Genomic DNA, 26,229 nt, shown 5'->3' with positions numbered 1-26,229 from the left:
CGCCGCCTGCGCATCCCTTCTCAAATCATCAACTTGTCAAAGATCCAGGACACTCTTTAAAGTGTCGACGCCCGAAGCTCGCTTCGAACACTGCGCTTAACTAGTCGATCTTTCAGCTCCTGTCAACAGCACGAAGAAGATTTTCTTTGATCTTCCTCAGCCATGCGGCTGAATACATCGCTTTTATAAGCGCCCCACTTGGTTCCTTCCGGCTCGTCGCCGGCTGGCTCCGTGTGGGGAGCGCCTTATATGGGAATACGAGGGGACCTGTCCAGACTGAAATTCGATGCCCATGAATTTTTTCTGACGACCCTCTGTTACTGCCCTTGGACCGCGGCGCTCTTGCCAGTTCAGGAGCATGCACGTTATCAACGGATACGTATATCCCCGGTCCGAGTTCCATTGCCGAAATCCCATTGATGCCGAAGCGCCACGTCTTTCCGCAGTTCGTCGAATTTGCCCTTGTCGGCTGCATCGCGGCGGTCGGACATTACGGGGTGCTGATCCTGCTGAGCGAACAGGTCGGCGTTTCACCCGTGCCGGCCTCGGGAGCCGGCTTCACCGTCGGCGCTGCGATCAGTTATCTGCTGAACTATCAATTCGTCTTCCGGAGCGACAAGGACCACACGCCAACGGTCGCAAAGTTCCTTACCGTCGCCTTATTGGGTCTCGTGCTCAACAGCGTCATCATGGCGCTGCTCACGGAAGGCGCCGACATCCATTATCTGCCGGCTCAGATCACGGCAACGATCTTGGTCATGGCCTGGAGTTATCTCGGCAATCGCGGCTGGACATTTGCGACGGACAAACCGCGAGGCTGATCCACCGCACGTACTCGATCCTGTCAAGCTGGCGCATCGGCGAGTTTCCGCCCGCGATAGGCTCGACGGTGGCGTCCCGGACCCGGATTGCGCGGGAGCCCTGCCCCATCGAAACCAGCCTCACGCAGCAGTTCCAGGATTTCGCCAGCCGGATACATGGCAAAGCCGGCTTTTCGGCGAAGCTCCCGGTAGTCGGAGAAAAACATGCGGGCCATTCCCGCAAGGGCCGGCATAAGGAAACCGTTGCTCCAGGCAAACCTCAACTGGCTAGCGGCGTCGAGGATTATCGGCGTCCCTGGCTCGATTACGTCGGCCACGATCAGTTCACCGGACTGCCTCAGCAGCCGATGCCAGGATTGCAGCAGGGAAACCAGTTCGTTCTTCCGAAGGTACTGGATGACCGACACGACCAGGACAAGATCGATACTGCCGGTGTCGAGCTGCCGCAGTTCCTGATCGTCCAGAACGATGATACGTCCGTTATGCGCGAAGCGCTTCCGTAACCGTCTACGGACCGCCGGCGCGGCATCGTAGAGGTACAGGGTGGAGCATCCCTTCGCCAAGCGCTCTGCCCCCAGCGCCTCTCCGCAGCCGAAATCGAGAACGACCTTCCTGCCACCGACCGGGACGAAGTGCTCAAGGTCTCGCGTCAGGCACTCGAAATGGGCATCGAGGTTGCGCTGATTGACATAAACTGCGTTGGGGCGGTCCCAGAAGTCGATCCACGAAGTCATGGTTCCGAACAGCCTCCCCGCAGCTTGTCTTGGTTTCTGTTGTTCTCGACAGTTTCTTATCAGTTAAGCGGCTTGGCAACCCTGGCAACCGGCCTGCCGACGAAATCACGCCGGTCCTTGACAACCGCAAGCTTGGCGCCGAAGCGGCTGACCTCGGCGATGATCTTGCCGTCCGAGGTCTTGTCGCATCCGGACAGGGTCAGCGCCACGAAGAAATCGGCCTCTCGCCTATCCTCCGTCAGGACGAAATTCGGCGGCAGGAAATAGAGGGCCGATGTCGGGTTGGCGCAGACGAAGACCTTGTAGCGGCCACCCAGCCTGCCGCCGTTCTCCGCCTTCAGCTTGGCCTCCATGATCTCGGTCGCCTCGGCGATCGATGTGCCCCAGTAGTCAAGTTCGAACCGGCCGTCGGCACCGGCTACTCCGCCGACAAGCTGATTATAGAAAATGTATTCTTCCGGGTGCAGGCGGACCATCGACCAGGTTTGGAAAATGATGGTTACGGCCAACGGCATCGCTATCGCCCACTGCCTCGCGGGCCACCGCTCGGCCCCCCATGTCCAAAGGCGGTCGAGCGCGAGCGCGGCCAGAACGGTACAGGGAAGCAGCATGAACAGGAAGTGCCGCATGCCGTTGAGTGCCAGCGGCCGGGCAACCATGAAGTAGATCAGCGGGAACAGGGCCGACAGGATCAACAGGAAGAATCGCAGGACCACCGGCCTTGCCGCTTCCTTAAGAAGCTCACCGATGCCCTTTCCAGTCGTCAGAACCTTCGTCAGCCCCAAGCCTCCCACAAGGAAGGCGGCCATGAGTCCGGCCAGTACGAGTTCCGGCAGCTGGGCAACCATGAACAGCGGCAGATAATAGGCAGGCAGCTCCGTCGCCTTGATCATGGTGCCGTTGACCAGCACCGATCCCGGCCACGGGAAGTTGGCGAAGACGGTCGCGGCGCGGACGGGATTGAGCGGTTCCTGCCATGACCAGGGCCAAACCGAAGCCATCGTCAGGTAGAGCACCGGCAGCATGGGCAGCAAGGACAGCACGATACGGGCCGCTTTGTAGGTCACCTCCCGCCGTCCGGCACCAGAACGGCTTTCGAGCACCAGATAGAGCACCAGCGCCAACGCGAGATAGAAGCCGGCCAGGACGCCGATGATGCGGGTCCCGAGCGTAAGTCCGAGAACGGCACCCAGCAGCAGCGCGGATTTCAGCGGCACCCGCGGCAAGGACTCCATCATACGGCACATCAGGTAGAGCGACCAGACCATGCCGCAGGCAAACGGGATGTCCTTAGGATTGATGAACATATGCCCGTAGTAGACGGGCGTCACCGTCATCAGCATCAGGGCAAGGAAGCCGACACGCGGACCGCCGAACAGGTGCCCGAGCCTCCAGACGCCGGCCAGTCCGAGAGCGCCGGTCAATCCCCCGAGCAGGTGCCGGGTCTCGTACTCGCCGAAAGGCGAAACCGTGTTGACGATGGCGGCGATCAGATCGAACGAACCGCCGTATAGATACAGGTTGAAGTGCTTGAAGACGGACTGATCTTCAAGACCGCTCAGATAGTAGGAGAGGATCTTCTTGCCGTAAGTGTTTTGAATTTCCTCGTCCCAACTGATGCCGTAGTCCTGGAAGGTGATGCATACCAGAACAAGCACGACGGTCAGAACGATCGCCGACAGCATGTCGAAGACAAGGCGGCCTTTCCGCCCGCTACTGCGCGCATCCCCGTTGTCGCCGGAAATAACGGCAAACCGATAGAATTTCATGGGAGTAAACCCTGACGATGCCTTTGCCTTGCGTCCCGCTGAGAATTCGGCGACACGCTTTTTTCTTTACGCCATTGCTACCGCCGTGCGAGAGGCGCTGAGACATTCATCCCAGATGCCACTACGCGAATATCCGGTCAACATGCTAATTACGTGTTAATTCCACTGCGGGCGACATTCGCTTATCCAGCCTCACCCACTGCCACCCGGTCGAACCAGGGCGACGACCATATTCCGGCCTCAATATACGCGTACAGCAGCCGAACATCCTATAACATGCGCCTGATGCCGGCGCTCTCTCGATCATGGCTGTCCGCCTTAGGCTTGAATGGCCATGCTCGTGGATTGGGCCGGCGGAGACACTACGGTCAAGTTGCTTTGCGATCAAGGTTCAGGCTTTAAGACCCTGCCGGAGGCACCTTCGTTGGAACGATATGGAAATCATTGACCTGATCAACCGTTATGGCGATTTCTTCTACGGGATCGTGGCGGCCTGGACTTTCCTCGAAGGCGAGACGATCGTCATTTTTTCCGGCATCGCCGCTCGGGAAGGCATGGTGGACTTGGTCACGCTGGTCGCCTGCGCGTGGGCCGGAAGCTTCCTGGGAGACCAGCTGTATTTCGCGCTCGGCCGTCATGCCGGCGCCCGGATGCTGCGTCGTTATCCACGCTGGCAGCCGGGCGTGGACAAGGCGCTGGGTCTGCTTGAGAAGTACAGCACCGCCTTCATCCTCAGCTTTCGCTTCATCTACGGCATCCGGAACTTCAGTTCCTTCGCCATGGGGATGAGCACACTGTCCTGGCGGCGCTTCGCCTTCCTCAATTTCATCGCCGCCGGCATATGGGCGGTCTGCTTCGCCGGGGCGGGGTATTTGGCGGGAATGGCGCTTCAGCACGTTGTCGGCGAAGCGGCAGGCACCCTGTCGCTCGTCCTGCTGGGCGTGCTGGTGCTGTTTACGGCCGGCGCCGTGCTGGTCAACCGGTGGAAGAAGCGCCGGGCCGATGCCGCGGCGCTGGTGGCGGATACCGTAAAGGCCACGACAGCGAACTGACCCCAGGCTGCCCTGATCCCAAGGTGTCAGCCGGCTTCCGGCGGCACCTTGCGCAGGCGGACGACTCCCTTGAAATTGTTCGGGTCGACCGGCTCGCCCTTGCGGGTGATCTGGAGGCGGCCGGCACGCGCCAGATGGATCGCCTGCTGGCGCACCGCCGTCATGTATTTGTGCCAGCCGTCCGGCGGCATGCCGGGTGACTTGACGTCCTTATAGAAGGCCTGCGCCACCTCTTGAGGGGTGAAGGACCCGCCGTCTTCGATCATCGCCAGGATACGCTGGGTGATCGGATCTTCTTTCTTGTCTTCGCTCATGTCCGCGTCATAGCAGAACCGGCGCCTTGAGGCTATGGCCGCCTGACTCACCGACGATCTTCATCGTCCTGCCTGATCCTGCGGCCAAGCTCCGCCGCAATGGCAAGCCGCACCTCCTCCGGCTGCGCCGCGACGGCGTCGACAAGATGGCGCAGCCGCGCCCGCATTCCGTAGACCTGATCCAGGAGTCCCAGGATCACCGGCATCGCCTCGTCGTCGATCGCCATGTCATGGCGCATATCGCAGATCAGCGTGACGCGGGCCACATCAAGGTCCGTGAACAGGTACCCGCCTGCCTCGTGACGCGGCCGGACCCAACGACGTTCGATCCATACGGTCAGGTCGCGGCGGTCAAGCCGTCCGACGGTGGCAAGCACCTGCTCCAGCGCCATCATCGTCATCACTCCGTCTCATTGCCCGGATCGATCCGGGAGTCTTGCGGATGGTTCTCGTACCAGCGGCGGATGAACTCCTCGAATTCGGCATCGGGAGAGGTCGGCAGGACCGGGCGCACGGTGACGTACTGGTCTCCCCTTACTCCGCCCTTGGCCGCCAGGACTCCCTTCCCTTTCAGCCGCAACACGGTACCGCTGTTCGCTCCCTTCGGCACAGTCATGGCGACGGGGCCGTCGACGGTCGGCACCCGTACCTTGCCGCCCAGCAGAGCTTCGGCAAGCGTCACCGGCAGGTCGATCCTGATGTCGTTGCCGTCACGGCGGAACAGTGCATGAGGCTCGACCTCGATCTCGATCAAGGCGTCGCCGGCCGGACCGCCGCCCATCCCGGGACCGCCCTGCCCTTTCAGGCGAACGGTCTGGCCGGCGGCGATGCCCGCCGGTATATCGACATCCAGCGTCCGTCCATCGGGAAGATTGAGGCGCTTGCGGGCACCCTTGACGGCATCCAGGAACGGGACGCGCAAGGAGTAGGTCACATTGCCGCCGCGCATCCGGAAACCGCCGGCCGCTTGGCCCGCGGCGGAGCCGCGATGGCCGAACAGGTCGGAAAAGAAGCCTTCCAGATCTTCGTTGTCGACGAAATGCTCCTCGCCGCCGTAGCGCCGTGCGCCTCCGGCATCGGCGAATCCACGGTAGAAATTCCGCGGCGTCTCGGTGCCCGACGCGTCGATTTCGCCCTGGTCGAACCGGGCACGCTTTTCGGGATCGGAGAGCAGCGCGTTGGCGGCGGAAATCTCCTTGAAGCGCGTCTCGGCGTCCGCCTTCCCAGGATTGAGGTCCGGGTGGTATTTCTTCGCCAGCTTACGGTAAGCCTTGCGGATGTCGTCGTCTGAGGCTGTCTTGGAAAGTCCTAGAATCTCATATGGATCGGTCATGATCGGCACCGGCCCCGAAGGGGAAGTTGCTCCACTATAACACCGCCGTCTCACCGATTGACGTACGGTCGTACCGATCAGAAGATATTGTACCTTTGCGCTTGACCCGCAACAGGGCTCGCCTCACTAAACAAGCAGGTCCGCGGCGGGAGCAAAGAGATGGGTGGGCAGCGGTTCTGGCGATACATGCTGGTCTGGGCGTTGCTGGTCGCGACGATCTGGTTCGGCGACCGCTTCGTCCGCGGCGTCCTGCTGACCGCCGACGAACCGAGAGCCGTGACTCCGCGCGGGTCCCTGTCGGAGACCGAGCGGTCGACCATCAGCCTGTTCGACGCGACGGCCCCCTCGGTCGTCTACATCTTCACCGACCGCGCGGAAGCACCGGGAGAGCTTGGCGGGCGGGGAACGCGGGGAGCCGGTTCCGGCTTCATCTGGGATGCCGCCGGACATGTCGTGACCAATCATCACGTGGTGGAAGGCGCCACCCGCGTCGCCGTGCGTCTGGACAATGGCGAAGCCATACCGGCAACCGTCATCGGTACGGCTCCGAACAGCGATCTGGCGGTGCTCCGCCTCAGCGAGACGCGGGCGGCCTTGCGCGCCATCCCGATCGGCAGCTCAACCGACCTGAAGGTCGGTCAATCGGTATTCGCGATCGGAAACCCGTTCGGGCTGACCCGCAGCCTGAGCACCGGCGTCATCAGCGCGCTGGAACGCCGGCTGCCAACAGGGGGAGGCCGCGAGATCGTCGGCGTCATCCAAACGGACGCGGCGATCAATCCGGGCAACTCCGGCGGTCCGCTGCTCGACAGCGCCGGCCGGTTGATCGGGGTCAACACCGCCATCCTGTCCGGTTCAGGCAGTTCCGCGGGGATCGGATTCGCGGTGCCGGTCAATACCGTCAACCGGATCGTCCCTGCCCTGATCCGCGAAGGCAAGGTCCCGACGCCCGGAATCGGCATCCGGGTAGCGCCGGAGGAGATCGCCGCCCAACTCGGCGTCAGCGGCGTCGTCATCGCGGAAGTCATACCCGGTTCCGCGGCGGACCGTGCCGGCCTGCGCGGCTTCGGCAGGTCGGCCCAGCGGGTCGGCGACGTCATCACCCATGCGGAAGGGAAGCCGGTCAGCTCTCTGGCGGATCTTGCGACGGAGTTGGACCGGGCCGGGATCGGGCACAGCGTAACGCTGACGGTCCAGCGCGACGGACGCAGTTTCACTGTCGACGTGACGGTCATCGACATCTCCTAAGCCGGCCCGGTCGCAGGCGGCTCAGGCGGGCACCGGCGCCTCCGTACCGCTCAGAAGCCCCTCCAGGATAGTCCGCGCAACCTCTACCCTGTCACCGGCAGCGGCCTCCTCGAGGGAAACCGCCAGCCGGCCATCGTCCCGCAAGCGAGCCTTCGCCTGCCGCTTCAGGAACGCTTCGACTCCCTCCGGCTCATGACGGAATGAGATCAGGGCACCGCGCGGCCCGACGTCGATCTGCTCGACCCCGGCTTCCCGGCACAGCCGCTTCAGTTCGCCCAGCCCCAGCAGGGTCATGACCGCGGACGGAACGGGACCGTGCCGTTCCGCAAGCCGGGAGGCGAAGGCCTTTGCCGCGTCCTTCGTGTTGATCGCGGCGATGGAACGGTAGAGCGCCATGCGCTCGTCTAGATCCTGTACGTACCGGTCGCCGATCAGCACCGGAATGCCCAGGGTGATGCGCGGCGTCCACGGCTCCTCGGGTTCGCGACCGGCCTTGATCGCCTCGATCGCCTGACGCAGCATGTCCTGGAACAGATCTGCGCCGACCGCGCGCAAGGAACCGGACTGCTCTTCCCCCAGCAGATTGCCGCTGCCGCGAATGTCCATATCCTGGCTGGCGACGTTGAATCCGGACCCCGGACCGGTCAGGGCTGCCATCGCATCCAGCCGGCGCCGGGCGGTATCGGACAGTTCATGACCCGGTTCGACCGTGAGCAGGGCGTAGGCGCGCGAATCGGCGCGTCCGACACGTCCGCGCAGCTGGTGAAGCTGCGACAGTCCGAACATATCGGCGCGGTGGACGATCAGCGTATTGGCATTGGGTATGTTCAGGCCGGCTTCGATGATGTTGGTCGCCAGAAGGACGTCGCCGCCGCCCCGCGTGAAGGCGGTGATCGCGTCGTCCAGGTCGTCCCCGGGCATCTTGCCATGGGCACGGATGATCCGGAGTTCGGGCGACAACGCTTCGAGCCGTTCCGCAACGAGATCGAGGTCGGCCAGCCGGGGACAGACATAGAAGCTTTGCCCGCCACGCTCGCGTTCCCGCCGCAGGGCCTGGACGACGACCTCGCCGTCGTAAGTCAGCACGCGGGTCCGGACCGGCTGCCTTTCGACCGGCGCGGTGCCGATCAGGCTAAGGTCGCGCAAGCCGGCCAAGGCCAACTGAAGGGTGCGGGGGATCGGCGTCGCGGTCATGGTCAGGACATGGACGCCGTCCGCGATCTCCTTCAGGCGCTCCTTTTGCTTGACGCCCATGCGCTGTTCCTCGTCCAGCACAAGAAGGCCCAGGTCCTTGAAAGTCACGGACTGGCTGAGGAGAGCCTGAGTTCCGATCACGATGCGGGCTTTGCCGTCGGCGATCCGGCTCCTCGCTTCTTTCGCATCATCCGTGCCGGTAAGACGCGACAGCATGGCGACCTCATAGCCGAAACCGGCGAAACGCTCGCGGAACTCGTCGGTATGCTGCCGGGCGAGGGGTGTCGTGGGAGCGACGACGGCCACCTGACGGCCCGACGATGCGACGGCGAAGGCGGCGCGGAGGGCGACCTCGGTCTTGCCGAACCCGACGTCGCCGACAACCAGCCGATCCATCAGCTTTCCCGACGCGAGGTCGGCCAGCACATCGTCGATTGCCGATTGCTGGTCGTCCGTCTCGGTATAAGGAAACCGGGCGCTGAACCGCCGGTAAGATGCCCGCGGCGGCACGATCGGCTCGACCTCGGCCATCTCGCGCCGGGCGGCGGTGGATATCAGCTCGCCGGCGGCTTCGCGCATCGCTTCGCGGACACGCTCCAGCCTCTTCGGCCATGCGGTGCCGCCTAGCTTGTCGAGCTGGACGGTTTCGCCTGGGGTTCCGAAGCGCCACAAGAGGTCCATGTTCTCGACCGGGACGAACAGCCGGTCGCCCTTCTGGTAGATCAGCCGGACGCAGTCGTGGGGTGCCCCGGCGGCATCGACCGCTTCCAGACCTTCGCATAAGGCAACCCCGTGCTCGGCATGGACCACCAGATCGCCAAGGGCGATGGCGGCGACCTCCTGCAAGTCCCCGGCTGCCTCGGCCGCCGCCTTACGCCGTTTGCCGCTGTCCGGCTTCACGATGTCGGCACGGGCGATTACGTGAAAACCGGGGGCTTCGAAGCCGGCTTCCACCGGCAAGGTCGCGATGGCCCAGCTGTCGTCGGCGGTCTCGGCTTCGGCCCAGGTGCCAGCGGAGCGCAGATCCGGATCACCGAGCCGGCGTTTCATCGGCCGATGCATGGCATCTCGCTCGACCGCGAACAGGACGCGCGTCCCGGCGCCGCGCAGGCTGTCCAGATGAGCCTTCAACGCCTCGGCGCCATCGGTCCCGTGGAAGCGCGGCCCTGGCCGGGCACCGCCATCGACCGCTCCGGTAGCGGGCTCGGATTCGGGAGGTGCCGCCCGAAACTCGGTTACGGAGCGAGGCTCGAGGCATGCGTTCCAGGCAGCTGCGTCGATGAAGACCTGCTCGGGCGGCAGCGGCCAGAAAACCGGCAGCTTCGCCTTTTCCTCGATGCTGCCCATCGCGTTCCGCGTTTTGAACGCGTCGGCGATCTGGTCGAGATAATCGTCGCGCTCGACTTCCGCCCCCTCGTCGAGGGTGACCGGGCAGCCGGGCAAGTATTCGCACAGGGTTTCGGTGCTCCCATAGAACAGCGGCAGCCAATGCTCCATGCCGGTCATCCGCCTGCCCTGTGCTACCGCTTCGAACAAGGGGTCGTGCCCCTCGACCTTGCCGAACCGCTCCTGATAACCCGTCTGGAATTGCCGCATGCTGAGGTCGTTCAGCACCACCTCGGACATGGGTGGCAGGTCCAGCCGCTCCAGTTCCTCGTCCTCATCGCTCCGGCGAACGGCGTTCAGGGTGCCGTTGAGCAGGTCGAGCCGGAGCTTTCCGGCACCGCCGGGAACGAAGACGTCGATCCGATCGTCGTCCCAGATGAAATCGCCCGGCGCATTGATCGAGTCGGCCGGCGAGTAGCCGTTGCGTAGCAGAAAATGCCGCAAGGCTTCTTCGATATCATCGCCGATGACCGCAGAGAAGGCCGACGTCTCCAGCATTCCCTGCGGCGGCAACCGTCGAAGGAAGGCATGAGCCGTGGTCAGGACCAGCCTGGGTCTTGCCGCCGGCCGCCCAAGTTTCAGCAAGGTATCGATACGCAGGGCCGACACCGCGGCGGACGGCGAGCGCCTGTCATAGGGCGCGCAGTCCCACGTAACGAGCGGTATCACCTCGAGCGCCGGCGCGAAGAAGGCCAGGGCGCGTCTGACGCGCACGAGCCGCCTATGGTCCCGGACGATGTGCAGCAGGCCGGATGTCCCGGCCTTTTCGGCAAAGCGGGCAAGCAGCACCGCATCGTAGCCCTCGGGCGCACCGGCGACGATCCGGCGTCCCGGTACCAACCGGTCAAGATTCCGATCCATGGGTAATGCTGGGTCTGCTATTGTTCAAACGGATAGGTCAGGCGTGATCGGTGGCAAAAACAGGCCGCCTTCGTGAACGTTCCCGCATTCCGATCCGCCGGGAATTTCCGGTTGAACACGCGGCCTTAGGACGGAGGCGCCGGATCAAGCCCGGCGCGTTGACAAGCACCATGCGGCTGGTCTGGCAACTCGTGACGATCGTCGGTATTGCCGCCGCCGCGGGGGGCGTCTGGTACGGGGCACCCTTGATGCGGGGCGACGGCGGACCTCAGGCGGCGGCTCCCGACCGGACGGCCAAGCCGGTCAACGTCATAGCGGCCGCGGTCGTGACGGGTCCGATCTCGACCATGGTCGATGCCGTCGGAACACTGCGCGCGAACGAGGCCGTCACCATCAACTCCAAGCAGACCGGCAACATCAAGACGATCCGGTTCGACGATGGCCAGATTGTCGAGCGCGGCGCCGTGCTTGTGGAACTTGACGATGCGGAAGCCAGGGCGCAACTGGCGGTCGCGGAAGCGGACCGCCGCAACGCGCAGCAGCTTCTGGAACGCTCGCGGGCGCTTCTGACCCGGCAGGCCGTCGCCGAAGCCCGGGTGGACGAATTGACCGCGGCGCGCGACCGGGCGGACGCGGCGGCGCGGGCCGCGAGGGCGCGGCTTCAGGACTTGGTCGTCACCGCTCCCTTCGCCGGGCAGACCGGCCTTCGACGCGTCAGCCCGGGAGCGCTGGTGTCGAACGGGACGGCGATCACGACGCTGGACGATATCCGCACCGTGAAGCTGGACTTCCGCGTGCCGGAAGCGGCATTGGGGAGCCTGCGGCAGGGCCTTGGCGTCTCCGCCAAAAGCCCCGCCTATCCGACGGAAACCTTCACCGGTATCGTCAGCGCCATAGACACCCGCGTCGATCCCGTCACGCGGGCGGTCGAGGTCGTGGCCGTGCTTCCCAACGCCGACCTGCGGCTGAAGCCCGGCATGTTCATGAATGTCGGGCTGACGCTCTCGACCAAGGGCGATGCGGTCCTGATTGCGGAGGAAGCGCTGGTGCCGCTGGGCGAGCGCCAATTCGTCTTCGTCGTCGCCGACGGCCGGGCGCAGCGGCGCGCGATCACGATAGGCCTGCGTCAGGCCGGCATGGTGCAGGTACGGGACGGGGTAAAGCCGGGCGAGATCGTCGTCGTCCGAGGCACCCAGCGCGTGCGCGACGGGCTTCCTGTCAAGGCGGAGACCTCGCCGCCGCCGACCGTTCCGGCAACCGCCGCCGGGAGTTGAGCCGTGGTGCTCTCCGACATCTCGATCCAGCGTCCCGTGCTTGCCATCGTCGTCAACGCGCTGCTGGTCGTCTTCGGCATCTTCGCCTTCTCCAAGCTGCCGGTGCGGGAATATCCCGCCGTCGATCCGCCGGTGGTCTCGATCGGCACGACGTACGAGGGCGCCTCCGCCGAGGTGATCGAGTCACAGATCACCCAGGTGATGGAGGGGGCGGTCAGCGGGATCGAAGGCATAAAGACGATCCGCTCGACCAGCCGGGAGGGCACGTCCAACGTCCGGATCGAGTTTCTGCTGACACAGGACATCGAGAGTGCCGCGAACGACGTTCGCGATCGCGTCTCGCGCGCGTCGCGCAGCCTGCCGGAAGAAGCCGACGCTCCCGTGGTCGCCAAGGTCGACAGCGACAGTTCGCCGATCCTATGGGCGACGCTGACCAGCCAGCAGCTCAGCCGGCTGGAACTGACCGACTATGTCAGGCGCGTGCTGGTCGATCAGATCACCGCCGTTCCCGGCGTCGCCGATGTCAGGATCAGCGGCCAGCGCATCTACGCGATGAGGGTATGGCTGGACCGCGCCGCGCTGGCGGCGCGCAACCTGACCGTCCAGGACATCGAAACCGCCCTGAGGCGGGAGAATGCCGAACTGCCGGCCGGCCGCATCGAATCGACCCAGCGCGAGTTCACCGTCCGCACCGACACCCGCCTGTCACGGGCCGAGCAGTTCTCCCGGATCGTGATCTCCCAGCGCGGCTCCAACTTCATCCGCCTGGGCGACGTGGCGAAAGTCGAGCTGGGCACTCGGGAGGACCGGGGCGACTATACCATCAATGGCCGGGCTGCCGTCGGACTGGGCATAACCAAGCAGGCGACCGCTAACACGACGGAGGTCGCCGAGGGCGTCAAGTCGCTGCTTCACCGGCTCGGGAACGGCCTGCCCGGCGATGCGGCGGTCGATATCTCCTATGACGAGAGCATCTTCATCGGCGAATCGATCTATCAGGTCTTCCACGCCCTGACGGTCGCGCTTGGCCTCGTTGTGCTCGTTACCTGGATCTTTCTGCGCGACCTGCGGGCGACGATCATCCCGGCCGTGGCGATCCCGGTATCGGTCGTCGCGGCGTTCATCGTGCTGGCGGCGCTGGGCTACTCCATCAACGTCCTGACGCTGCTGGCCCTCGTGCTCGCTATCGGACTGGTGGTGGACGACGCGATCATCGTGGTCGAGAACGTCAGCCGCCGGATCGAGCTGGGCGAGCCGCCGCTGCTGGCGGCCTACCGGGGCGCCGGACAGATCGGGTTCGCCGTGATCGCGACCACGGCCGTCCTGATCGCGGTGATCTTCCCGCTGGTGCTGCTCCAGGATACGGTCGGCCGCTTCTTCAAGGAGTTCGCGGTAGCGCTGGGTGCGTCGGTCGCCTTCTCGGCGCTGGTCGCCCTGACGCTGACGCCGATGATGTGCGGTCAGGTGCTGCGCTCCCACCATCACGGCGCCTTCTTTCGGCTGACCGAGCGGTTCTTCGTCGGAATGACTAGCCTGTATTCGCGCCTACTGAACGGCGCGCTGGGTGCGCCGGTCCTGATGCTGGCGCTGTTCGGCGCGCTGTGCGGGGGGACGCTGTACCTGTTCATGCTGATCCCGCAGGAGTTCACGCCGCCGGAAGACCGAGGGAGTTTCCGAATCACTGTCACGGCGCCGGAAGGTGCCAGCCAGGACTACACGAGGCGGGAGATCGCGACCATCGAGCGCATCCTGGCCCCCTACCGCGAGACCGGCGAAGTCGCCACGGTGCTGGCGATCCTCAATCCGGGGTTTGGTGGACAGACCGGCGTAAATCGGGCGACGGTCCAGGTTTGGCTTGCTCCGTGGGAGCGACGCTCGCGCTCGCAATCTGCCATCATGGCCGACCTGCGGACCAAGTTGCAGGCGGTTCCGGGTGCTCGGGTGGCTGCCTTCGCCAGCGGCGGCATTGCGCGGGGCAGCGGACTCAATCAGGTACAGGTCGTGCTCGGCGGCAGCAACTACGAGGAACTGGCCGCGTGGCGCGACCTGTTGATCGAGCGGCTACGCGACGAGCCGGGGCTCGGCACGATCCAGGCCAACTACGACGAGACCAAGCCGCAGTTGCGGATCACGGTTGACCGTGACCGGGCGGCCGACCTTGGGCTTGGCACGCGGGAGATCGGCCAAACGCTGGAGACCCTCATCGGCGGACGAACGGTGACCCGCTTCACCGACCGGGGCGAGGAATACGACGTGGTCGTCCAGGCCTCCCCGACCGAGCGGGTGAACCCGCGCGACTTGTCCAACATCTTCCTGCGGGGCGCCAACACGGACAAGCTGGTGCCGCTGTCCAGCGTGCTGACGGTGCGCGACATCGCCGGTCCCAGCGAACTGGGACGGATGGACCGGCTGCGCGCAATCACAGTCACGGCCAACCTGGAAGGGATGGCAATGGGAACAGCGATCGACGTCGTCCGCCGGGCGGCTGCGCAGGTGCTGCCGCCCCAGGTCCGCCTGACCTTCGACGGCGCGGCGCGGGAGCTTCAGGACAGCAGTTCCGCCATCTACTTCGCGTTCGGCATGGCGCTGCTGATCGCCTTCCTGGTGCTGGCCGCTCAGTTCGAGAGCTTCACCCTGCCCGCCATCGTCATGCTGACGGTGCCGCTTGCCCTGTTCGGCGGGTTGTCGGCCATCGTCGCGTCGGCGATGACGCTGAACATCTACACGCAGATCGGACTGGTCATGCTGATCGGCCTGATCGCGAAGAACGCGATCCTGATCGTCGAGTTCGCCAACCAGATGCGCGACGAGGGCGCCGAATTGGAAGCCGCCATCCGGACGGCCGCCGCGACACGGCTCAGGCCGATCCTGATGACCAGCATCGCCACCGTGTTCGGCGCCGTTCCCTTGGCCGTGGCATCGGGCGCCGGCGCGGAAAGCCGCATGGCCATCGGGCTGGTGATCGTCGGAGGGGTTTCGATCGGCTCGCTGCTGTCGCTGTTCGCGACGCCGCTGCTCTATGGTCTGCTGGCTCGGCGGCTCCAGCCGATCGGCCGTATCCGCCGCCGCATTCAGGAGTTGGAACGCCAGCACACGGCCCCGGTGGAGTGAGACGAGGCGGAACTTGCGAAATCAAACCGATGTCCTTACAACTCCCACGATAGGCCCGAAACAATCCGACCCTGAAATTCTCCGACACAGTCGCATGGCAATGGTTTGACTTCAGGACTGACTACCGCACTGGCGGCGTTCATCGCGATTCTGGCGGCGACTTCATCCTCGCTAGCCGTTACGAACCGAGAGCGGTTGCCCGGCATCATGGGACGGGACGACAGGACGCCGCTGGACAGTCAGGAGTGGCCCTGGTCGGCCATAGGCCGGATCAACCGCAGCACGGGAGGCTTCTGCACGGGAACGCTGATCGGGCCGCGCCAAGTTCTGACTGCCGCCCATTGCCTCTACGACAAGCGCAGCGGGCGGAGGGTCAAACCGGCCGATCTGCACTTCCTGGCGGGGTACCGGCGCGGCGAGTTCATAGCGCACTCCGCAGCGCTGTCCGTCGTAGTCCCGGACGCCTATTCCTACGGGACCGGTACGGTGCGGGCGGACTGGGCGATCGTCGTGCTCGAAAAAGCCGTCCCGATCAAGCCGGTTCCGGTCAGCGATGCAAGTCCGCCAGCGGGAGCCGTACTCATGCGCGCGGGATACAGTCAGGATCGAGCCCATCTGCTGTCGATCCACGACGGCTGTTCGCTCGGTAAGGGTACCGTATCTCCCGGGCTGCTGACGCATACCTGCGACGCGACCCATGGCGACAGCGGATCGCCGCTGCTGATGCGGGAAGGGCGAGGGCCGGCTATCGTCGGCATCGACGTGGCGACGGGAACGATAGCCGGAGATACGGTCGGCTTCGCCGTGCCCTCCGCCAGCTTTTCGGAAACCGTGCGCGACACGCTGGCGAAAACCAGATAAAGCCAGAGAAGCCGGTCAGGTGAAAACCGGCCGGGGAAAAACAAAAGGGAGCGGACCATGGCGCAGCGCATCGATTATTATTTCACTCCGGTCTCACCCTGGGCCTTCCTGGGGTCGGAACGGTTTCACTCCGTCGCCGTCAAGGCGGGTGCCGAAATCGCCTACAAGCCGGTCAATTTCGGCACCATCTTCCCGGCTTCCGGTGGCTTGCCGCTGGCGAAACGCGCTCCGCAACGCCAGGCGTATCGGCAGGTGGAATTACGGCGCTGGGCCGATCATCTCGGCATCCCTTTGCAACTGAACCCGACCCATTTTCCGCTGGCGGACGAATTGGCGGCGCTGACGCTAATCGCCGCCGACGAGGCCGGCGCCGACTTGGCGGTGCTCACCACAGCGTTCGGACGAGCCCTGTGGGTCGAGGACCGCAACATCGCCGACCGCGAGACCCTGGGCGAGATCCTGGAGAAGAACGGCGTTTCTCGCAGCCTGATCGAACGCGCCGAAAGCGATGAGATCAGAGCGCGCCGTGACTCCTATACGGAGCAGGCGCTGGCGGCCGGAGTCTTCGGCGCACCGTCATACGTTCTGAATGGCGAAATCTACTGGGGTCAGGACCGGCTGGATTTTTTGGAAAGCGCTTTGGGCTGAAAATAGGCAAGGCCAATGTCGGTCGTTGCCACCGGGGGAAGCGGTAATCCGTCCCCCGGGTCCGCCTGAGATGAGGCTGCTACCCTTAAGCAGCCACTTGGCGCGACTGGCTTTCGACCTGATCGAGTCCGCTACGAAATTGTGCAAGCGCCGCATCGGCGTGCACTTTGACTAATTGCCAGGCGTCGTCGGAGGCGCGGCGGACATCCTCGATCTTAGCTTCAGTTCGATTACGGATCCCACGCAACGCGTCGAGTGAGCGTTCAAGAGCAAACCTGCGCTCACCGGAGGTTCGCTCCGCCTGCGCCCGCAAGCTATCCAGCCGCTCGCTGAGCATTTTCAGCTCCGTGGCCGCAGCGAGTTCGTATCGATCTCTTCCACGGGTGTTCATCGGATCCCCCAACTATCGCGCATATTCCAGAGTTACCTATGCATTAACCGGGCCAACTCTCACCTTCGCCAAGCTTGGTGTGTATATAATCCGGTACGATGCTGCTCCGGCGTTCCCCTGAAGGTGGTACTTTTGGCTATCCGCAACATTGTTTCTTACCATCCTCATTGCAAGTCCCTTTACGCCAAAAACTTTCCTGCCACAAATCATTAACATTCGTTTTTTCGAAGAGTTCTAGAACTCGTTGATCGTACCCAGTAAACGCCCAATAATTTTAAAAGAGACAGCACCCTGGCGGCGTCACCGGGATTGCTGCAATGCAAAAAAGAGGGTGGATATGACTGTATTTTCGCAGCAGGACTTCGACGGTCATGAGCAGGTGGTTTTCGCATCGGATGCGGAAACCGGTTTAAGAGCCATCATCGCCATTCACAATACCGTCCGCGGGCCAGCTTTGGGCGGTTGCCGCATGTGGGCTTATGCCAGCGAAGGCGATGCCGTGCGCGATGCGCTGCGCCTGTCACGGGGAATGACGTACAAGAACGCTCTGGCGGACCTTCCGTTCGGCGGCGGCAAGTCGGTGATCATCGGAGATGCGCGAAGCCAGAAGTCACCCGAACTGATTGCTGCCATGGGAAGGGCGGTGGACCGGCTGGCCGGGCGTTATATCATCGCCGAGGATGTTGGCACATCGGTCGAGGACATGGCCGTCGTCCGGAACGTCACGCGGCACGTTGCGGGCCTGAAAGACGGCGGCAGCGGCGACCCGTCGCCGGCAACGGCACGAGGCGTCTTCATGGGCATCCGGGCCGCCGTCGATTACCGGTTGCGCCGCAACAGCCTTGACGGATTGCGGGTCGTCGTCCAGGGATTGGGCCATGTCGGCTGGGACCTGTGCCGGCAATTGGCGGACGAAGGCGTCAGGCTGTCGGTAAGCGACATCCGGCAGGACCATGTGGAGCGCGCGGTCGAAACCTTCGGCGCCGCGCCGATCGACACCGACTCGATCTTCGATGTGGAGGCGGATGTCTTCGCTCCTTGCGCGCTGGGGGCGGTGATCAACGACAATACCCTGCCCCGGCTCAAGGTGGCGGTCGTTGCAGGATCGTCCAACAACCAGCTCGCGGAGGACCGGCACGGCGCCCTTCTGGCCGAACGCGGCATCCTGTATGCACCCGACTACGTCATCAATGCGGGCGGCGTCATCAACATCAGCCATGAGTTCGGCCCGTCCGGTACCGGCTACGACCGTGCCACCGCCTTCGCCCATGTCGACCGGATCCACGATACGCTCATGACGATCTTCAAGCGCGCCGACGCCGACGGCGTTCCGACGAACGTCGCGGCGGACCGCATCGCGGAGGAACGATTCAAGCTCTCAAGGGTTGCATGACCGCAGTAGCAGGAGGCGGCTATGCCACCGGTAAACGGGGCCACTGGGTAGATCGGTGGCGTGGCGCTTTCGACCAGAGCTTAGAAGCGGCGACCTTGAACAACAAGGTGGGAAGCGATGTCCAGAACGGGGAGGACCAGTCGCAAGAACTTACTCGGCAGCGATAGCGGCTTCTTCAAGCGGTTCGCAGGTGTTGGCGCAAGTCATCGTTTTGCGATGATCGGCGACCATTTGCCGGACATAAGGAACGCATTTTCCGCACTGCGGCTTACAGCCCATGCAGTTGAAGAATCCGGCTGCGGTGCAGACGCCCTGCGAGAGCGCTTGCTTGACCTTCTTCTCATTAAATCCGTGGCAGATGCAGACATACATGATGATTTGAACCCAGCCGATGATGCCCTAATCGTTAGAGCAGATGAGAATGAGTGTCAATTGCTTTATTCTTCGGCATCGCTGGGAGCCATGGGGCCCGTCGTTTGCCATCGATCCAGTCTTAGAGGTGCAATGTGCTTTTTTTAGGGACTTGTCCCCCGAATGTTGCCATCGCAATCACTAGCGAAAGCTAAATCATAGGGCACGAAAGAAAAAATAACCCAAGGGAGGCTGGAACAACCATGGGGAAAATTGCCGCACCACCGACCCTCTCGACATCCCCCATCCTGGGTCTCTTTTTCGGTCTTTTTCTGGCCGCTTTTGCTTCCGACGCCGTCGCTCAAAAGGAAACGAGTACCACCATATCCGTTTCCTGCGGCTCCGTCGGTATCGAGTTCCAGGTGTGCGAGAGCGGCGTCAGGGCTTGGGAGGCGAAGACCGGGCACAGGGTCCAGCTCGTCTCCACTCCGAATGACAGCAACGAGCGCCTTGCACTATATCAGCAGTTGCTTGCCGCGAAATCGGGCGACATCGACGTCTTTCAGATCGACGTCGTGTGGCCGGGCATCCTTTCCAACCATCTGATCGACCTGCGCGACGTGGTCGACCAGAAGGTGCTGGACCAGCACTTCAAGGCCATCGTGACCAACGACGTCGTCGATGACCGCCTGGTGGCCATCCCCTGGTTCACGGATGCCGGCCTGTTCTATTACCGAAAGGACCTGCTGGAGAAGCATGGCCGCAAGCTGCCGGAAACTTGGCAGGAGATGACGGAAACGGCGCGCTTCATCCAGAAGGCGGAGCGGGACGCCGGCAACGACCGCATGTGGGGCTATGTATTCCAGGGACGCGCCTATGAGGGCCTGACGGTCAACGCGGTGGAGTGGCTGGACAGCTTCAATGCCGGAACCATCGTTGACCTGGATGGCAAGATCACCGTCAACAACCCGCGTGCCGCCGATGCGCTGACGCTGGCCGCTTCCTGGATCAACGACATTACGCCGCAGGGTGTGCTGAACTACAGCGAGGAGGAATGCCGGGGCGTCTTCCAGTCGGGCAATGCCGTCTTCATGCGCAACTGGCCTTACGCATGGCCGCTGATGAACGCCAAGGACAGTCCGGTCAAGGACAAGGTCGGCGTGGCCCCCCTCCCCAAGGGAGGGGAAGACGGCAAGCCGACCTCCACACTGGGTGGCTGGCAGCTCGCGGTATCGAAATACTCGAAGAATCCCGAATTCGCCAAGGATCTCGTCCGCTACCTGACCAGCATCGAAGAGCAGAAGCGCCGCGCGGTGGTCGGCGGATTCAATCCCACGATCGACGCCCTCTACAAGGACGAGGACGTGCTCAAGGCAAACCCGTTCTTCGGCGAGCTATACGAAACTTTCGTCAATGCGGTAGCTCGCCCAGCCCGCGCCACCGGTGTCCGGTACAACCAGGTCTCCGCCGAATTCTGGAACGCCGTCCACGCCACGCTGGCTGGAGACGGCGACGCCAAGACCAATCTCGCGAGCCTCGAAAAGACGCTCGAGCGCGTCAGCCGCGGCGGCCGCTGGTAGGGGGAAACAGACCGATGACGACGGCATTCGATACCAACGGCCTGCCGGCCCAGCAGGCGGCGCCGGCGGCCCGGACCAAAGGCTCGGCCCTGACGCGGCAGCGGCGGCGCGCGGCGCTGATCTTCCTGGCGCCGATGGTGATCGTCCTCGCCCTGGTGGCGGGATGGCCGCTGGCGCGGACGATCTACTTCTCGTTCACGGACGCTACTCTCTACAATCTCGAATACCACGAGTTCATAGGCTTCCTGAACTTCTACTACCTGGCTATCGATCCGCAGTGGTGGCGGGCGGTCTGGAATACGGTCTTCTTCGCCGTAGTTTCCGTCTTGATCGAGACGATCCTGGGCATGGTCATAGCGCTGACGCTGAACGCCCATATGCCCGGCCGGGGTCTGCTTCGGGCCGCCATGCTGATCCCCTGGGCAATCCCTACGGTCGTATCGGCGCAGATGTGGGGATGGATGTACCATGATCTGTACGGCGTCATTAACGAGATCTTCCTGGGCGTCGGACTGATCGACCTTCCGCATGCCTGGATCGCCGATCCCGCTCTGTCGATGTATGCGGTGATCGCCGTCGATGTCTGGAAGACCACACCCTTCATGACCCTGCTGATCCTGGCGGCCCTTCAACTGCTGCCAGGGGAAGTCTACGAAGCGGCAAGGGTGGACGGGATCAATCCGGTCAAGGTCTTCTTCAAGGTGACACTGCCGCTGATCAAGCCGGCGCTCATGGTCGCGATCATCTTCCGGACGCTCGATGCCTTGCGGATCTTCGACCTGATGTATGTGCTGACCGGAAACTCCCGGGCGACGGCGTCGATGTCCGTCTATGCCCGCCAGCAATTGGTGGACTTTCAGGATGTCGGCTACGGCTCCGCCGCCTCGACATTCCTGTTCCTGATCATCGCCGCCTTCACCGTGATCTACATCACGGTCGGCAAGGTGAACTTCGACGGGCAGGGAGGGAAGTAAGCCATGCAAGCAAAGAGAATCGCCGGTCGCGCCCTGTTCTATCTGCTGGTGCTTTGTATCATCGTCTATACGGTCTTCCCGTTCTACTGGGCGATCGTCTCGTCGCTGAAGGCAGGGTCGGCGCTGTTCCAGGTCGAGTTTTGGCCGGCCAATCCGGCTTGGGACAACTACGCCGGGGTGTTCCGGGGACAGCCCTTCGCCCGGAACATCCTCAACTCGGTCGTCGTATCGGTCGCGGTCGTAGCATTGTCGCTGTTCCTGGCCGTGACCGCCTCCTACGCGCTGGGACGGGTGCGGTTCCGCGGGCGCGGCACCCTGCTGATGGTCGTGCTGGGCGTTTCCATGTTCCCGCAGGTCGCCGTGCTGTCGGGCATGTTCGAACTGATCCGCTGGCTGGGACTCTACAACAACCTGATGGGCCTGATCCTGTCCTACATGATCTTCACCCTGCCCTTCACGGTCTGGGTGCTGACCACCTTCATGCGCGAACTGCCCAAGGAGCTGGAGGAAGCGGCCATCGTCGACGGTGCCAGCCCATGGGTGATCATCACCCGAGTCTTCCTGCCGCTGATGGGGCCGGCCCTGGCGACGACGGGGCTGCTGGCCTTCATCGCCGCCTGGAACGAGTTCCTGTTCGCGCTCACCTTCACCTTGTCGAACGACATGCGGACGGTACCTGTCGCGATCGCCCTGATTACCGGGACCAGCCAGTTCGAGCTGCCCTGGGGCAACATCATGGCGGCCTCCGTCATCGTTACCGTGCCGCTGCTGGTGCTGGTGATGATCTTCCAGCGGAAAATCGTTTCAGGGCTTACCGCCGGCGCCGTGAAGGGCTGAAAGAATAACGGGAGGAGACACGATCATGGCCAATGTCACTCTGCGGGGCGTCCGCAAGAGCTTCGGTGGGATGGAGATCATCCATGGCGTCGACCTGGATATCGCCGACAACGAACTGACCGTCTTCGTCGGACCGTCCGGCTGCGGCAAGTCGACGCTGCTGCGCCTGATCGCGGGACTGGAGGACATCACCAGCGGGGAGATGACGATAGACGGCGTGCGGGTCAACGACCTGCCGCCGAAGGAACGCGGCATCTCCATGGTGTTCCAGAGCTACGCGCTCTACCCGCATATGAGCGTCTACGACAACATGGCGTTCGGGCTGAAACTGGCGAACGGATCGAAGGACGCCATCGACGCCAAGGTCCGGGAAGCGGCGCGGATACTCCAGATCGAAAACCTGCTGGCGCGGAAGCCGCGCGAGCTGTCGGGCGGGCAGAGGCAGCGTGTCGCCATCGGCCGGGCCATCGTACGGGAACCGAAGGTGTTCCTGTTCGACGAGCCGCTCTCCAACCTTGACGCCGCCTTGCGCGTCCAGATGCGGATCGAATTGGCGAAGCTGAAGGAGGACCTGTCCGCCACGATGGTCTACGTGACGCACGATCAGGTCGAGGCCATGACCCTGGCGAACAAGATCGTCGTGCTGCGCGCCGGTCACGTCGAGCAGGTCGGATCTCCGCTGGAGCTTTACCACCATCCCTGCAACCTGTTCGTTGCGGGATTCATCGGCAGCCCCAAGATGAACTTCCTGGAAACGGTCGCGTCGGATATCGGCCGCGATACTGCCACTGTCGCACTCCCCGGCGGCGGGACGATGACCGTTCCCGCCCGCACCGCCGGTATGGCGCCGGGAGCCAAGGTAACCCTGGGCGTTCGGCCGGAGCACTTGGTCGCCGGCGAGCAGGGTGACGCCGCGATGGACGGCCGCATCTTCGTGGTCGAGCGGCTGGGCGGCGAAACCTACTGCCATGTCAGGGTCGACGGGGGGCAGAGCGTCGTTATCCGCACCGATGGCGACAGCCCGGTCAATCCCGGCGAACAGGTCCGGATCGGCATCCCCGCCGCCAACTGCCACCTGTTCGACCGGGACGGCATCGCCCTGGCCCGGGTCGAGCGGCATCCCCTGGCCGATTTGGAGATGCCGCGGCACGCGACGGGATGAGCCGGCCGCCGGCCGGCAAGGTTGATCGGCGAAGGCGGCTGGGCTATGCGAGGCTTCAGCCTGAGCAGGAGCCAGAACATCGTGTCCGACCCTCTACCGCCAACATCCGCGGGCGAACCGCTGGGCATGACCGGCTACCTGGCGCCGGACGGCTTCCTTGACGACCTGCTGGCGGAACTGGGCGACGGCGCCATGGTCCACGACAGCCTGGTCTTCGCCCCCGGCCCGCCGCGTCCCGTCTACTGGGTCGAGAACGTCTGGTACGACCCGGTACGCCTGCCGGTCGCGTCGATCAAATCGGCGGCGCGCGGCTTGCGCGCCATTCAGCGCAACTGGGCGCTCTACCCCGTGCGCCACCATGGCCGCGCCAAGCTGATCCAGGAACAGCTTCCCCATGTCTCGGCCAAGCCGCTGATCTTCCCCGCTACAGCTCCGACGGCGCCGCTCGGCTCCTGGATGATGGAGGACGAACACACCCTGATCGCCGCCGCCCACTGCTCCAGCCCGTTCCGCAACGGTGAGGTCGAGTTCATCGAGAACCGGACTGCTCCGCCGAACCGGGCTTATCTGAAACTATGGGAAGCGCTGGCGATCGCCGGCAAGATGCCCGGACCGGGATCGGTTACGGTCGATCTCGGCTCCAGCCCGGGCGGCTGGACCTGGGTGCTCCATGAATTGGGTGCGGATGTCATCAGCATCGACAAGGCGCCGCTGGCGCCGGCGATTGCCGCCCTGCCCCGCGTCGACTTCCGCAAGCAGAGCGCCTTTGCGCTTACGCCGGCCGATCTGGGGCCGCTGGACTGGCTATGTTCGGACGTAATCTGCTATCCTGAGCGGCTGCTGCGGCTGGTGAAGACCTGGATCGACAGCGGGCTGTGCCGGAACTTCATCTGCACGATCAAGTTCCAGGGACCTACCGACCACGAGATCACCCGCGAATTCGCGGCGATCCCCGGCAGCCGGGTCGTCCATCTGCATCACAACAAGCACGAGCTTACCTGGATGCTGATCGGCGACGCCAAATCTTCGTAGTGGACAGTGTTTGTTGGGCCATGGCCCAACCTACAGGCTCCTGCTTCGTAGGTTGGACTCTTCAGCCCGACACCTGTCGTTCGGGATGGACCAAGCTTCAGGGCCGCTGAGTCAGTGCCTGACGCCGTCGAAGACCCATTCGGCGACCACCAGTTCCGCCTGACGCGGCATGGCGGCGGGGTGATGGTAGCGGAACACCGCGATTGCTGCTTCGAACGCATAGCGTTCCGGCTGCCCGCATTGGCGCAGTTCGGTGTAGGCGCGGCGGACGGCGGGACGGCAGCAGGAGAGATCGTCGCCGCAGATCGACGCCGAAGCGGTGGCTCTTTGTGACTCTTTGCTCATGGCTCGCTCCGTTGAGGTGCGCCCTTGAGCGGGACACCGTAAAGTTCGAGCCGGTGGCCGAGCAGTTCGAACCCCAGTTCACGGGCGATCCGCTGCTTGACGGCTTCCAGCTCATCGCTGTTGAACTCGATGACTTCCCCGGTCTGGACGTTGATGAGATGGTGATGGTGCTCGTCGCGCGACTCTTCAAACCGGGCGCGACCATCCCCGAAGTCCAGCCGCTCGATCACACCGGCATCCTCAAGCAGACGGACGGTGCGGTAGACGGTGGCGATACTGATCTTGGTATCGATGTCGGCGGCGCGGCGGTAGACCTGTTCGACGTCCGGATGGTCGGTCGCGGCGGACAGCACGCGCGAGATCACCCGGCGTTGCTCGGTCATCTTCAATCCCTTGTCCAGGCAAAGCTGTTCAAGACGAGACAACATGAAAGCTTCGTTTCGAGGTGATCGGGTCATAATCCATCCAGGGTATCGGCAGACTTCATAACCAATGATGCAGCCGATTTCGCAGTAACGTCGACATGCGGCAAATCATAGGCCGAGAAGCTGCCGGCGCGCCAGCCCATGAAGCCTCCCGGACCGGTGCGACGGATTCCCGCATGTGCGAAGCGCCGCGTAGAAGCACTTAGCCGAAGCGAAATGGCGCGCTCTCCGGCAGAGGCGCGCCATGCGTATTCATCGATACGGGTTCGCCGGCGGCGGCGCTATCCGAACAGGGCGTCGATGGCGGACTGGTTCAGCGGATTGGGAGCCGGTTCCTCCTCCTTGATCGGCATCGGCATCGGCTTCACTTCGGCCTTGGGCTTCGGTGGAGGCGGTGCGGCGGTGCTGGCAGCCGGAACGGCGAAGCCGGACATCAGCTGATCGACCTCGTTCTGATCGATACCGGTCAGCGACGGTCCATGGAGGAGATGGGCGTCAGGCCGCTGGTCCACGGTGTCGGGCGGCAAGTCTTCCCGCGGTGTCTTGTCCTCTCCCCAGATCGCGATCATCGACCCGATGCGCTGCTCGATGTAACGAAGGACGTTGATGACCTTGGTGGTGCGCTGACCGGTCAGATCCTGGAACGAGCAGGCGGTAAAGATCTCCATTACTTGCGACTCGATCTTGGAAAGATAATCGGCCGAATCGCCGCTACCGTCGCGAAGATTGCCGATCAGTTCCAGGATGCGCTCGGACGATGTCAGGATTTCGGAAGAAGCGCGCTCGGTCGAGACGATGATGGCGTCGAGTTCGTTGGATGCGGTCGAGAAACGGTCGTTGCCGTCTTCGGTCGGGCGGAGGGCCGCGATCTCCCGACGGGCCTGGGAGATCGAGGCGCTCATGTCCTGAAGTTCGTGCCGAAGAACCTGGACACGGTTCACCAGGTTGTTGGCGTCGGCCTGCTGCCGCCAAAGGTCGCGGAGGTCGGACACCAGCACACGAACTTCCTCCGCCACGCCGGTCTGTGCCCGGCGCGTATGCTCACGCAGAAATTCCCGCCCACGTGGGGTGCGAGAGATAAATTCCTCAATCTGCTGAAACTCCGCTTCCGGCAGATGTCCGGGCTCAGTCAT

24 protein-coding genes are annotated in these 26,229 nt (G+C 63.6%); 13 read left to right on the top strand and 11 right to left on the bottom strand.

Going from position 1 to position 26,229, the window contains the following annotated elements; translation table 11 throughout:
- Positions 1-419 precede the first annotated feature (419 nt).
- Positions 420-821 carry a GtrA family protein gene (locus tag N826_RS13180; RefSeq protein WP_044429339.1) on the top strand — a complete coding sequence of 134 codons (402 nt, stop codon included), beginning with the start codon at positions 420-422 and terminating at the stop codon, positions 819-821.
- A 23-nt stretch (positions 822-844) separates the two neighbouring features.
- Here the strand turns inward: N826_RS13180 and N826_RS13175 are convergent, their stop codons facing one another.
- Together N826_RS13175 and N826_RS13170 are read right to left on the bottom strand one after the other, a co-directional pair.
- Positions 845-1,555 (bottom strand): class I SAM-dependent methyltransferase, encoded by a 711-nt coding sequence (locus N826_RS13175; RefSeq protein WP_044429338.1) that lies wholly within the window; start codon positions 1,553-1,555, stop codon positions 845-847.
- 59 nt (positions 1,556-1,614) lie between these two features.
- Positions 1,615-3,324: a glycosyltransferase family 39 protein gene (locus tag N826_RS13170; protein WP_044429336.1), complete on the bottom strand. Its 1,710-nt coding sequence runs from the start codon at positions 3,322-3,324 to the stop codon at positions 1,615-1,617.
- A 434-nt stretch (positions 3,325-3,758) separates the two neighbouring features.
- Here N826_RS13170 and N826_RS13165 point away from each other — a divergent pair, with 434 nt between their 5' ends.
- Positions 3,759-4,376 (top strand): DedA family protein, encoded by a 618-nt coding sequence (locus N826_RS13165; protein WP_044429334.1) that lies wholly within the window; start codon positions 3,759-3,761, stop codon positions 4,374-4,376.
- A gap of 26 nt (positions 4,377-4,402) precedes the next feature.
- On the opposite strand, the gene N826_RS13160 is transcribed toward N826_RS13165, so the two are convergent.
- The 3 genes from N826_RS13160 to N826_RS13150 are packed head-to-tail and all read right to left on the bottom strand — an operon-like array spanning position 4,403 to position 6,023.
- On the bottom strand, positions 4,403-4,690 hold the full coding sequence (locus tag N826_RS13160; RefSeq protein WP_044429458.1) for a DUF3253 domain-containing protein: 288 nt from the start codon (positions 4,688-4,690) through the stop codon (positions 4,403-4,405).
- Positions 4,691-4,737: 47 nt separating this feature from the next.
- Positions 4,738-5,091 carry a chaperone modulator CbpM gene (locus N826_RS13155; RefSeq protein ID WP_052831168.1) on the bottom strand — a complete coding sequence of 118 codons (354 nt, stop codon included), beginning with the start codon at positions 5,089-5,091 and terminating at the stop codon, positions 4,738-4,740.
- Entirely contained in the window at positions 5,091-6,023 is a 933-nt protein-coding gene (locus tag N826_RS13150) for a DnaJ C-terminal domain-containing protein (RefSeq protein WP_044429454.1), read from the bottom strand. The genes N826_RS13155 and N826_RS13150 overlap by 1 nt, the downstream gene beginning before the upstream one ends.
- A gap of 159 nt (positions 6,024-6,182) precedes the next feature.
- Between N826_RS13150 and N826_RS13145 the strand changes: the two genes are divergently transcribed.
- Positions 6,183-7,271 (top strand): S1C family serine protease, encoded by a 1,089-nt coding sequence (locus tag N826_RS13145; RefSeq protein ID WP_044429332.1) that lies wholly within the window; start codon positions 6,183-6,185, stop codon positions 7,269-7,271.
- A gap of 21 nt (positions 7,272-7,292) precedes the next feature.
- Here the strand turns inward: N826_RS13145 and N826_RS13140 are convergent, their stop codons facing one another.
- Entirely contained in the window at positions 7,293-10,712 is a 3,420-nt protein-coding gene (locus tag N826_RS13140; protein WP_044429330.1) for a transcription-repair coupling factor, read from the bottom strand.
- 158 nt (positions 10,713-10,870) lie between these two features.
- Between N826_RS13140 and N826_RS13135 the strand changes: the two genes are divergently transcribed.
- From N826_RS13135 to N826_RS13120, 4 genes are all read left to right on the top strand, one after another.
- Positions 10,871-11,986, top strand: coding sequence for an efflux RND transporter periplasmic adaptor subunit (locus N826_RS13135; protein ID WP_147040470.1), 1,116 nt, complete (start codon positions 10,871-10,873; stop codon positions 11,984-11,986).
- A gap of 3 nt (positions 11,987-11,989) precedes the next feature.
- Positions 11,990-15,097 carry an efflux RND transporter permease subunit gene (locus tag N826_RS13130; RefSeq protein WP_044429327.1) on the top strand — a complete coding sequence of 1,036 codons (3,108 nt, stop codon included), beginning with the start codon at positions 11,990-11,992 and terminating at the stop codon, positions 15,095-15,097.
- Positions 15,098-15,202: 105 nt separating this feature from the next.
- Positions 15,203-15,958 (top strand): trypsin-like serine peptidase, encoded by a 756-nt coding sequence (locus N826_RS13125; protein ID WP_147040472.1) that lies wholly within the window; start codon positions 15,203-15,205, stop codon positions 15,956-15,958.
- Positions 15,959-16,015: 57 nt separating this feature from the next.
- Positions 16,016-16,606 carry a 2-hydroxychromene-2-carboxylate isomerase gene (locus N826_RS13120; protein ID WP_044429326.1) on the top strand — a complete coding sequence of 197 codons (591 nt, stop codon included), beginning with the start codon at positions 16,016-16,018 and terminating at the stop codon, positions 16,604-16,606.
- Between the two features lie 85 nt (positions 16,607-16,691).
- On the opposite strand, the gene N826_RS13115 is transcribed toward N826_RS13120, so the two are convergent.
- Positions 16,692-16,997, bottom strand: a complete 306-nt coding sequence (locus tag N826_RS13115; protein WP_044429325.1) for a sll1863 family stress response protein — start codon at positions 16,995-16,997, stop codon at positions 16,692-16,694.
- 337 nt (positions 16,998-17,334) lie between these two features.
- On the opposite strand from N826_RS13115, the gene N826_RS13110 reads away from it, so the two are divergent.
- Positions 17,335-18,390 (top strand): Glu/Leu/Phe/Val family dehydrogenase, encoded by a 1,056-nt coding sequence (locus N826_RS13110; protein ID WP_044429323.1) that lies wholly within the window; start codon positions 17,335-17,337, stop codon positions 18,388-18,390.
- 150 nt (positions 18,391-18,540) lie between these two features.
- Here the strand turns inward: N826_RS13110 and N826_RS41670 are convergent, their stop codons facing one another.
- Complete coding sequence (locus tag N826_RS41670; RefSeq protein WP_084720715.1) at positions 18,541-18,762, bottom strand: (2Fe-2S)-binding protein; 222 nt, start codon at positions 18,760-18,762, stop codon at positions 18,541-18,543.
- A gap of 242 nt (positions 18,763-19,004) precedes the next feature.
- On the opposite strand from N826_RS41670, the gene N826_RS13105 reads away from it, so the two are divergent.
- The 5 genes from N826_RS13105 (at position 19,005) to N826_RS13085 (ending at position 24,326) form a co-directional block, all read left to right on the top strand.
- Complete coding sequence (locus N826_RS13105) at positions 19,005-20,321, top strand: ABC transporter substrate-binding protein (protein WP_084720714.1); 1,317 nt, start codon at positions 19,005-19,007, stop codon at positions 20,319-20,321.
- A gap of 14 nt (positions 20,322-20,335) precedes the next feature.
- Positions 20,336-21,295, top strand: a complete 960-nt coding sequence (locus N826_RS13100; RefSeq protein ID WP_044429322.1) for a carbohydrate ABC transporter permease — start codon at positions 20,336-20,338, stop codon at positions 21,293-21,295.
- A 3-nt stretch (positions 21,296-21,298) separates the two neighbouring features.
- Entirely contained in the window at positions 21,299-22,132 is an 834-nt protein-coding gene (locus tag N826_RS13095; protein WP_044429320.1) for a carbohydrate ABC transporter permease, read from the top strand.
- A gap of 25 nt (positions 22,133-22,157) precedes the next feature.
- The gene (locus tag N826_RS13090) at positions 22,158-23,294 is read left to right on the top strand and encodes an ABC transporter ATP-binding protein (RefSeq protein WP_044429318.1); all 1,137 of its coding nucleotides are present in this window, start codon (positions 22,158-22,160) and stop codon (positions 23,292-23,294) included.
- Positions 23,295-23,420: 126 nt separating this feature from the next.
- Positions 23,421-24,326, top strand: a complete 906-nt coding sequence (locus N826_RS13085) for an SAM-dependent methyltransferase (protein ID WP_044429448.1) — start codon at positions 23,421-23,423, stop codon at positions 24,324-24,326.
- A gap of 111 nt (positions 24,327-24,437) precedes the next feature.
- Here N826_RS13085 and N826_RS13080 read toward each other — a convergent pair whose 3' ends face one another.
- The 3 genes from N826_RS13080 to N826_RS13070 all read right to left on the bottom strand — a co-directional run bounded on the left by N826_RS13080 (position 24,438) and on the right by N826_RS13070 (position 26,229).
- Positions 24,438-24,671 (bottom strand): hypothetical protein, encoded by a 234-nt coding sequence (locus tag N826_RS13080; RefSeq protein WP_052831165.1) that lies wholly within the window; start codon positions 24,669-24,671, stop codon positions 24,438-24,440.
- Positions 24,668-25,099, bottom strand: coding sequence for a Fur family transcriptional regulator (locus N826_RS13075; RefSeq protein WP_044429317.1), 432 nt, complete (start codon positions 25,097-25,099; stop codon positions 24,668-24,670). Before N826_RS13075 ends, N826_RS13080 begins: the two co-directional genes overlap by 4 nt.
- Before the next feature lie 278 nt (positions 25,100-25,377).
- Positions 25,378-26,229 (bottom strand): protein phosphatase CheZ, encoded by an 852-nt coding sequence (locus N826_RS13070; RefSeq protein ID WP_169789340.1) that lies wholly within the window; start codon positions 26,227-26,229, stop codon positions 25,378-25,380.

The sequence above is a fragment of the Skermanella aerolata KACC 11604 genome (assembly GCF_000936425.1).
Taxonomy (GTDB): Bacteria; Pseudomonadota; Alphaproteobacteria; order Azospirillales; family Azospirillaceae; genus Skermanella; species Skermanella aerolata.
This window is presented reverse-complemented; position numbering and strand designations above follow the sequence as displayed.

Bases quoted from the DNA above. Each gene is read 5' to 3' on its own strand.
- N826_RS13180 (WP_044429339.1), top strand. From the start codon at position 420: ATGCCGAAGCGCCACGTCTTTCCGCAGTTCGTCGAATTTGCCCTTGTC.
- N826_RS13175 (WP_044429338.1), bottom strand. From the start codon at position 1,555: ATGACTTCGTGGATCGACTTCTGGGACCGCCCCAACGCAGTTTATGTC.
- N826_RS13170 (WP_044429336.1), bottom strand. From the start codon at position 3,324: ATGAAATTCTATCGGTTTGCCGTTATTTCCGGCGACAACGGGGATGCG.
- N826_RS13165 (WP_044429334.1), top strand. From the start codon at position 3,759: ATGGAAATCATTGACCTGATCAACCGTTATGGCGATTTCTTCTACGGG.
- N826_RS13160 (WP_044429458.1), bottom strand. From the start codon at position 4,690: ATGAGCGAAGACAAGAAAGAAGATCCGATCACCCAGCGTATCCTGGCG.
- N826_RS13155 (WP_052831168.1), bottom strand. From the start codon at position 5,091: ATGACGATGATGGCGCTGGAGCAGGTGCTTGCCACCGTCGGACGGCTT.
- N826_RS13150 (WP_044429454.1), bottom strand. From the start codon at position 6,023: ATGACCGATCCATATGAGATTCTAGGACTTTCCAAGACAGCCTCAGAC.
- N826_RS13145 (WP_044429332.1), top strand. From the start codon at position 6,183: ATGGGTGGGCAGCGGTTCTGGCGATACATGCTGGTCTGGGCGTTGCTG.
- N826_RS13140 (WP_044429330.1), bottom strand. From the start codon at position 10,712: ATGGATCGGAATCTTGACCGGTTGGTACCGGGACGCCGGATCGTCGCC.
- N826_RS13120 (WP_044429326.1), top strand. From the start codon at position 16,016: ATGGCGCAGCGCATCGATTATTATTTCACTCCGGTCTCACCCTGGGCC.
- N826_RS13115 (WP_044429325.1), bottom strand. From the start codon at position 16,997: ATGAACACCCGTGGAAGAGATCGATACGAACTCGCTGCGGCCACGGAG.
- N826_RS13110 (WP_044429323.1), top strand. From the start codon at position 17,335: ATGACTGTATTTTCGCAGCAGGACTTCGACGGTCATGAGCAGGTGGTT.
- N826_RS41670 (WP_084720715.1), bottom strand. From the start codon at position 18,762: ATGTATGTCTGCATCTGCCACGGATTTAATGAGAAGAAGGTCAAGCAA.
- N826_RS13105 (WP_084720714.1), top strand. From the start codon at position 19,005: ATGGGGAAAATTGCCGCACCACCGACCCTCTCGACATCCCCCATCCTG.
- N826_RS13100 (WP_044429322.1), top strand. From the start codon at position 20,336: ATGACGACGGCATTCGATACCAACGGCCTGCCGGCCCAGCAGGCGGCG.
- N826_RS13095 (WP_044429320.1), top strand. From the start codon at position 21,299: ATGCAAGCAAAGAGAATCGCCGGTCGCGCCCTGTTCTATCTGCTGGTG.
- N826_RS13090 (WP_044429318.1), top strand. From the start codon at position 22,158: ATGGCCAATGTCACTCTGCGGGGCGTCCGCAAGAGCTTCGGTGGGATG.
- N826_RS13085 (WP_044429448.1), top strand. From the start codon at position 23,421: ATGACCGGCTACCTGGCGCCGGACGGCTTCCTTGACGACCTGCTGGCG.
- N826_RS13080 (WP_052831165.1), bottom strand. From the start codon at position 24,671: ATGAGCAAAGAGTCACAAAGAGCCACCGCTTCGGCGTCGATCTGCGGC.
- N826_RS13075 (WP_044429317.1), bottom strand. From the start codon at position 25,099: ATGTTGTCTCGTCTTGAACAGCTTTGCCTGGACAAGGGATTGAAGATG.
- N826_RS13070 (WP_169789340.1), bottom strand. From the start codon at position 26,229: ATGACTGAGCCCGGACATCTGCCGGAAGCGGAGTTTCAGCAGATTGAG.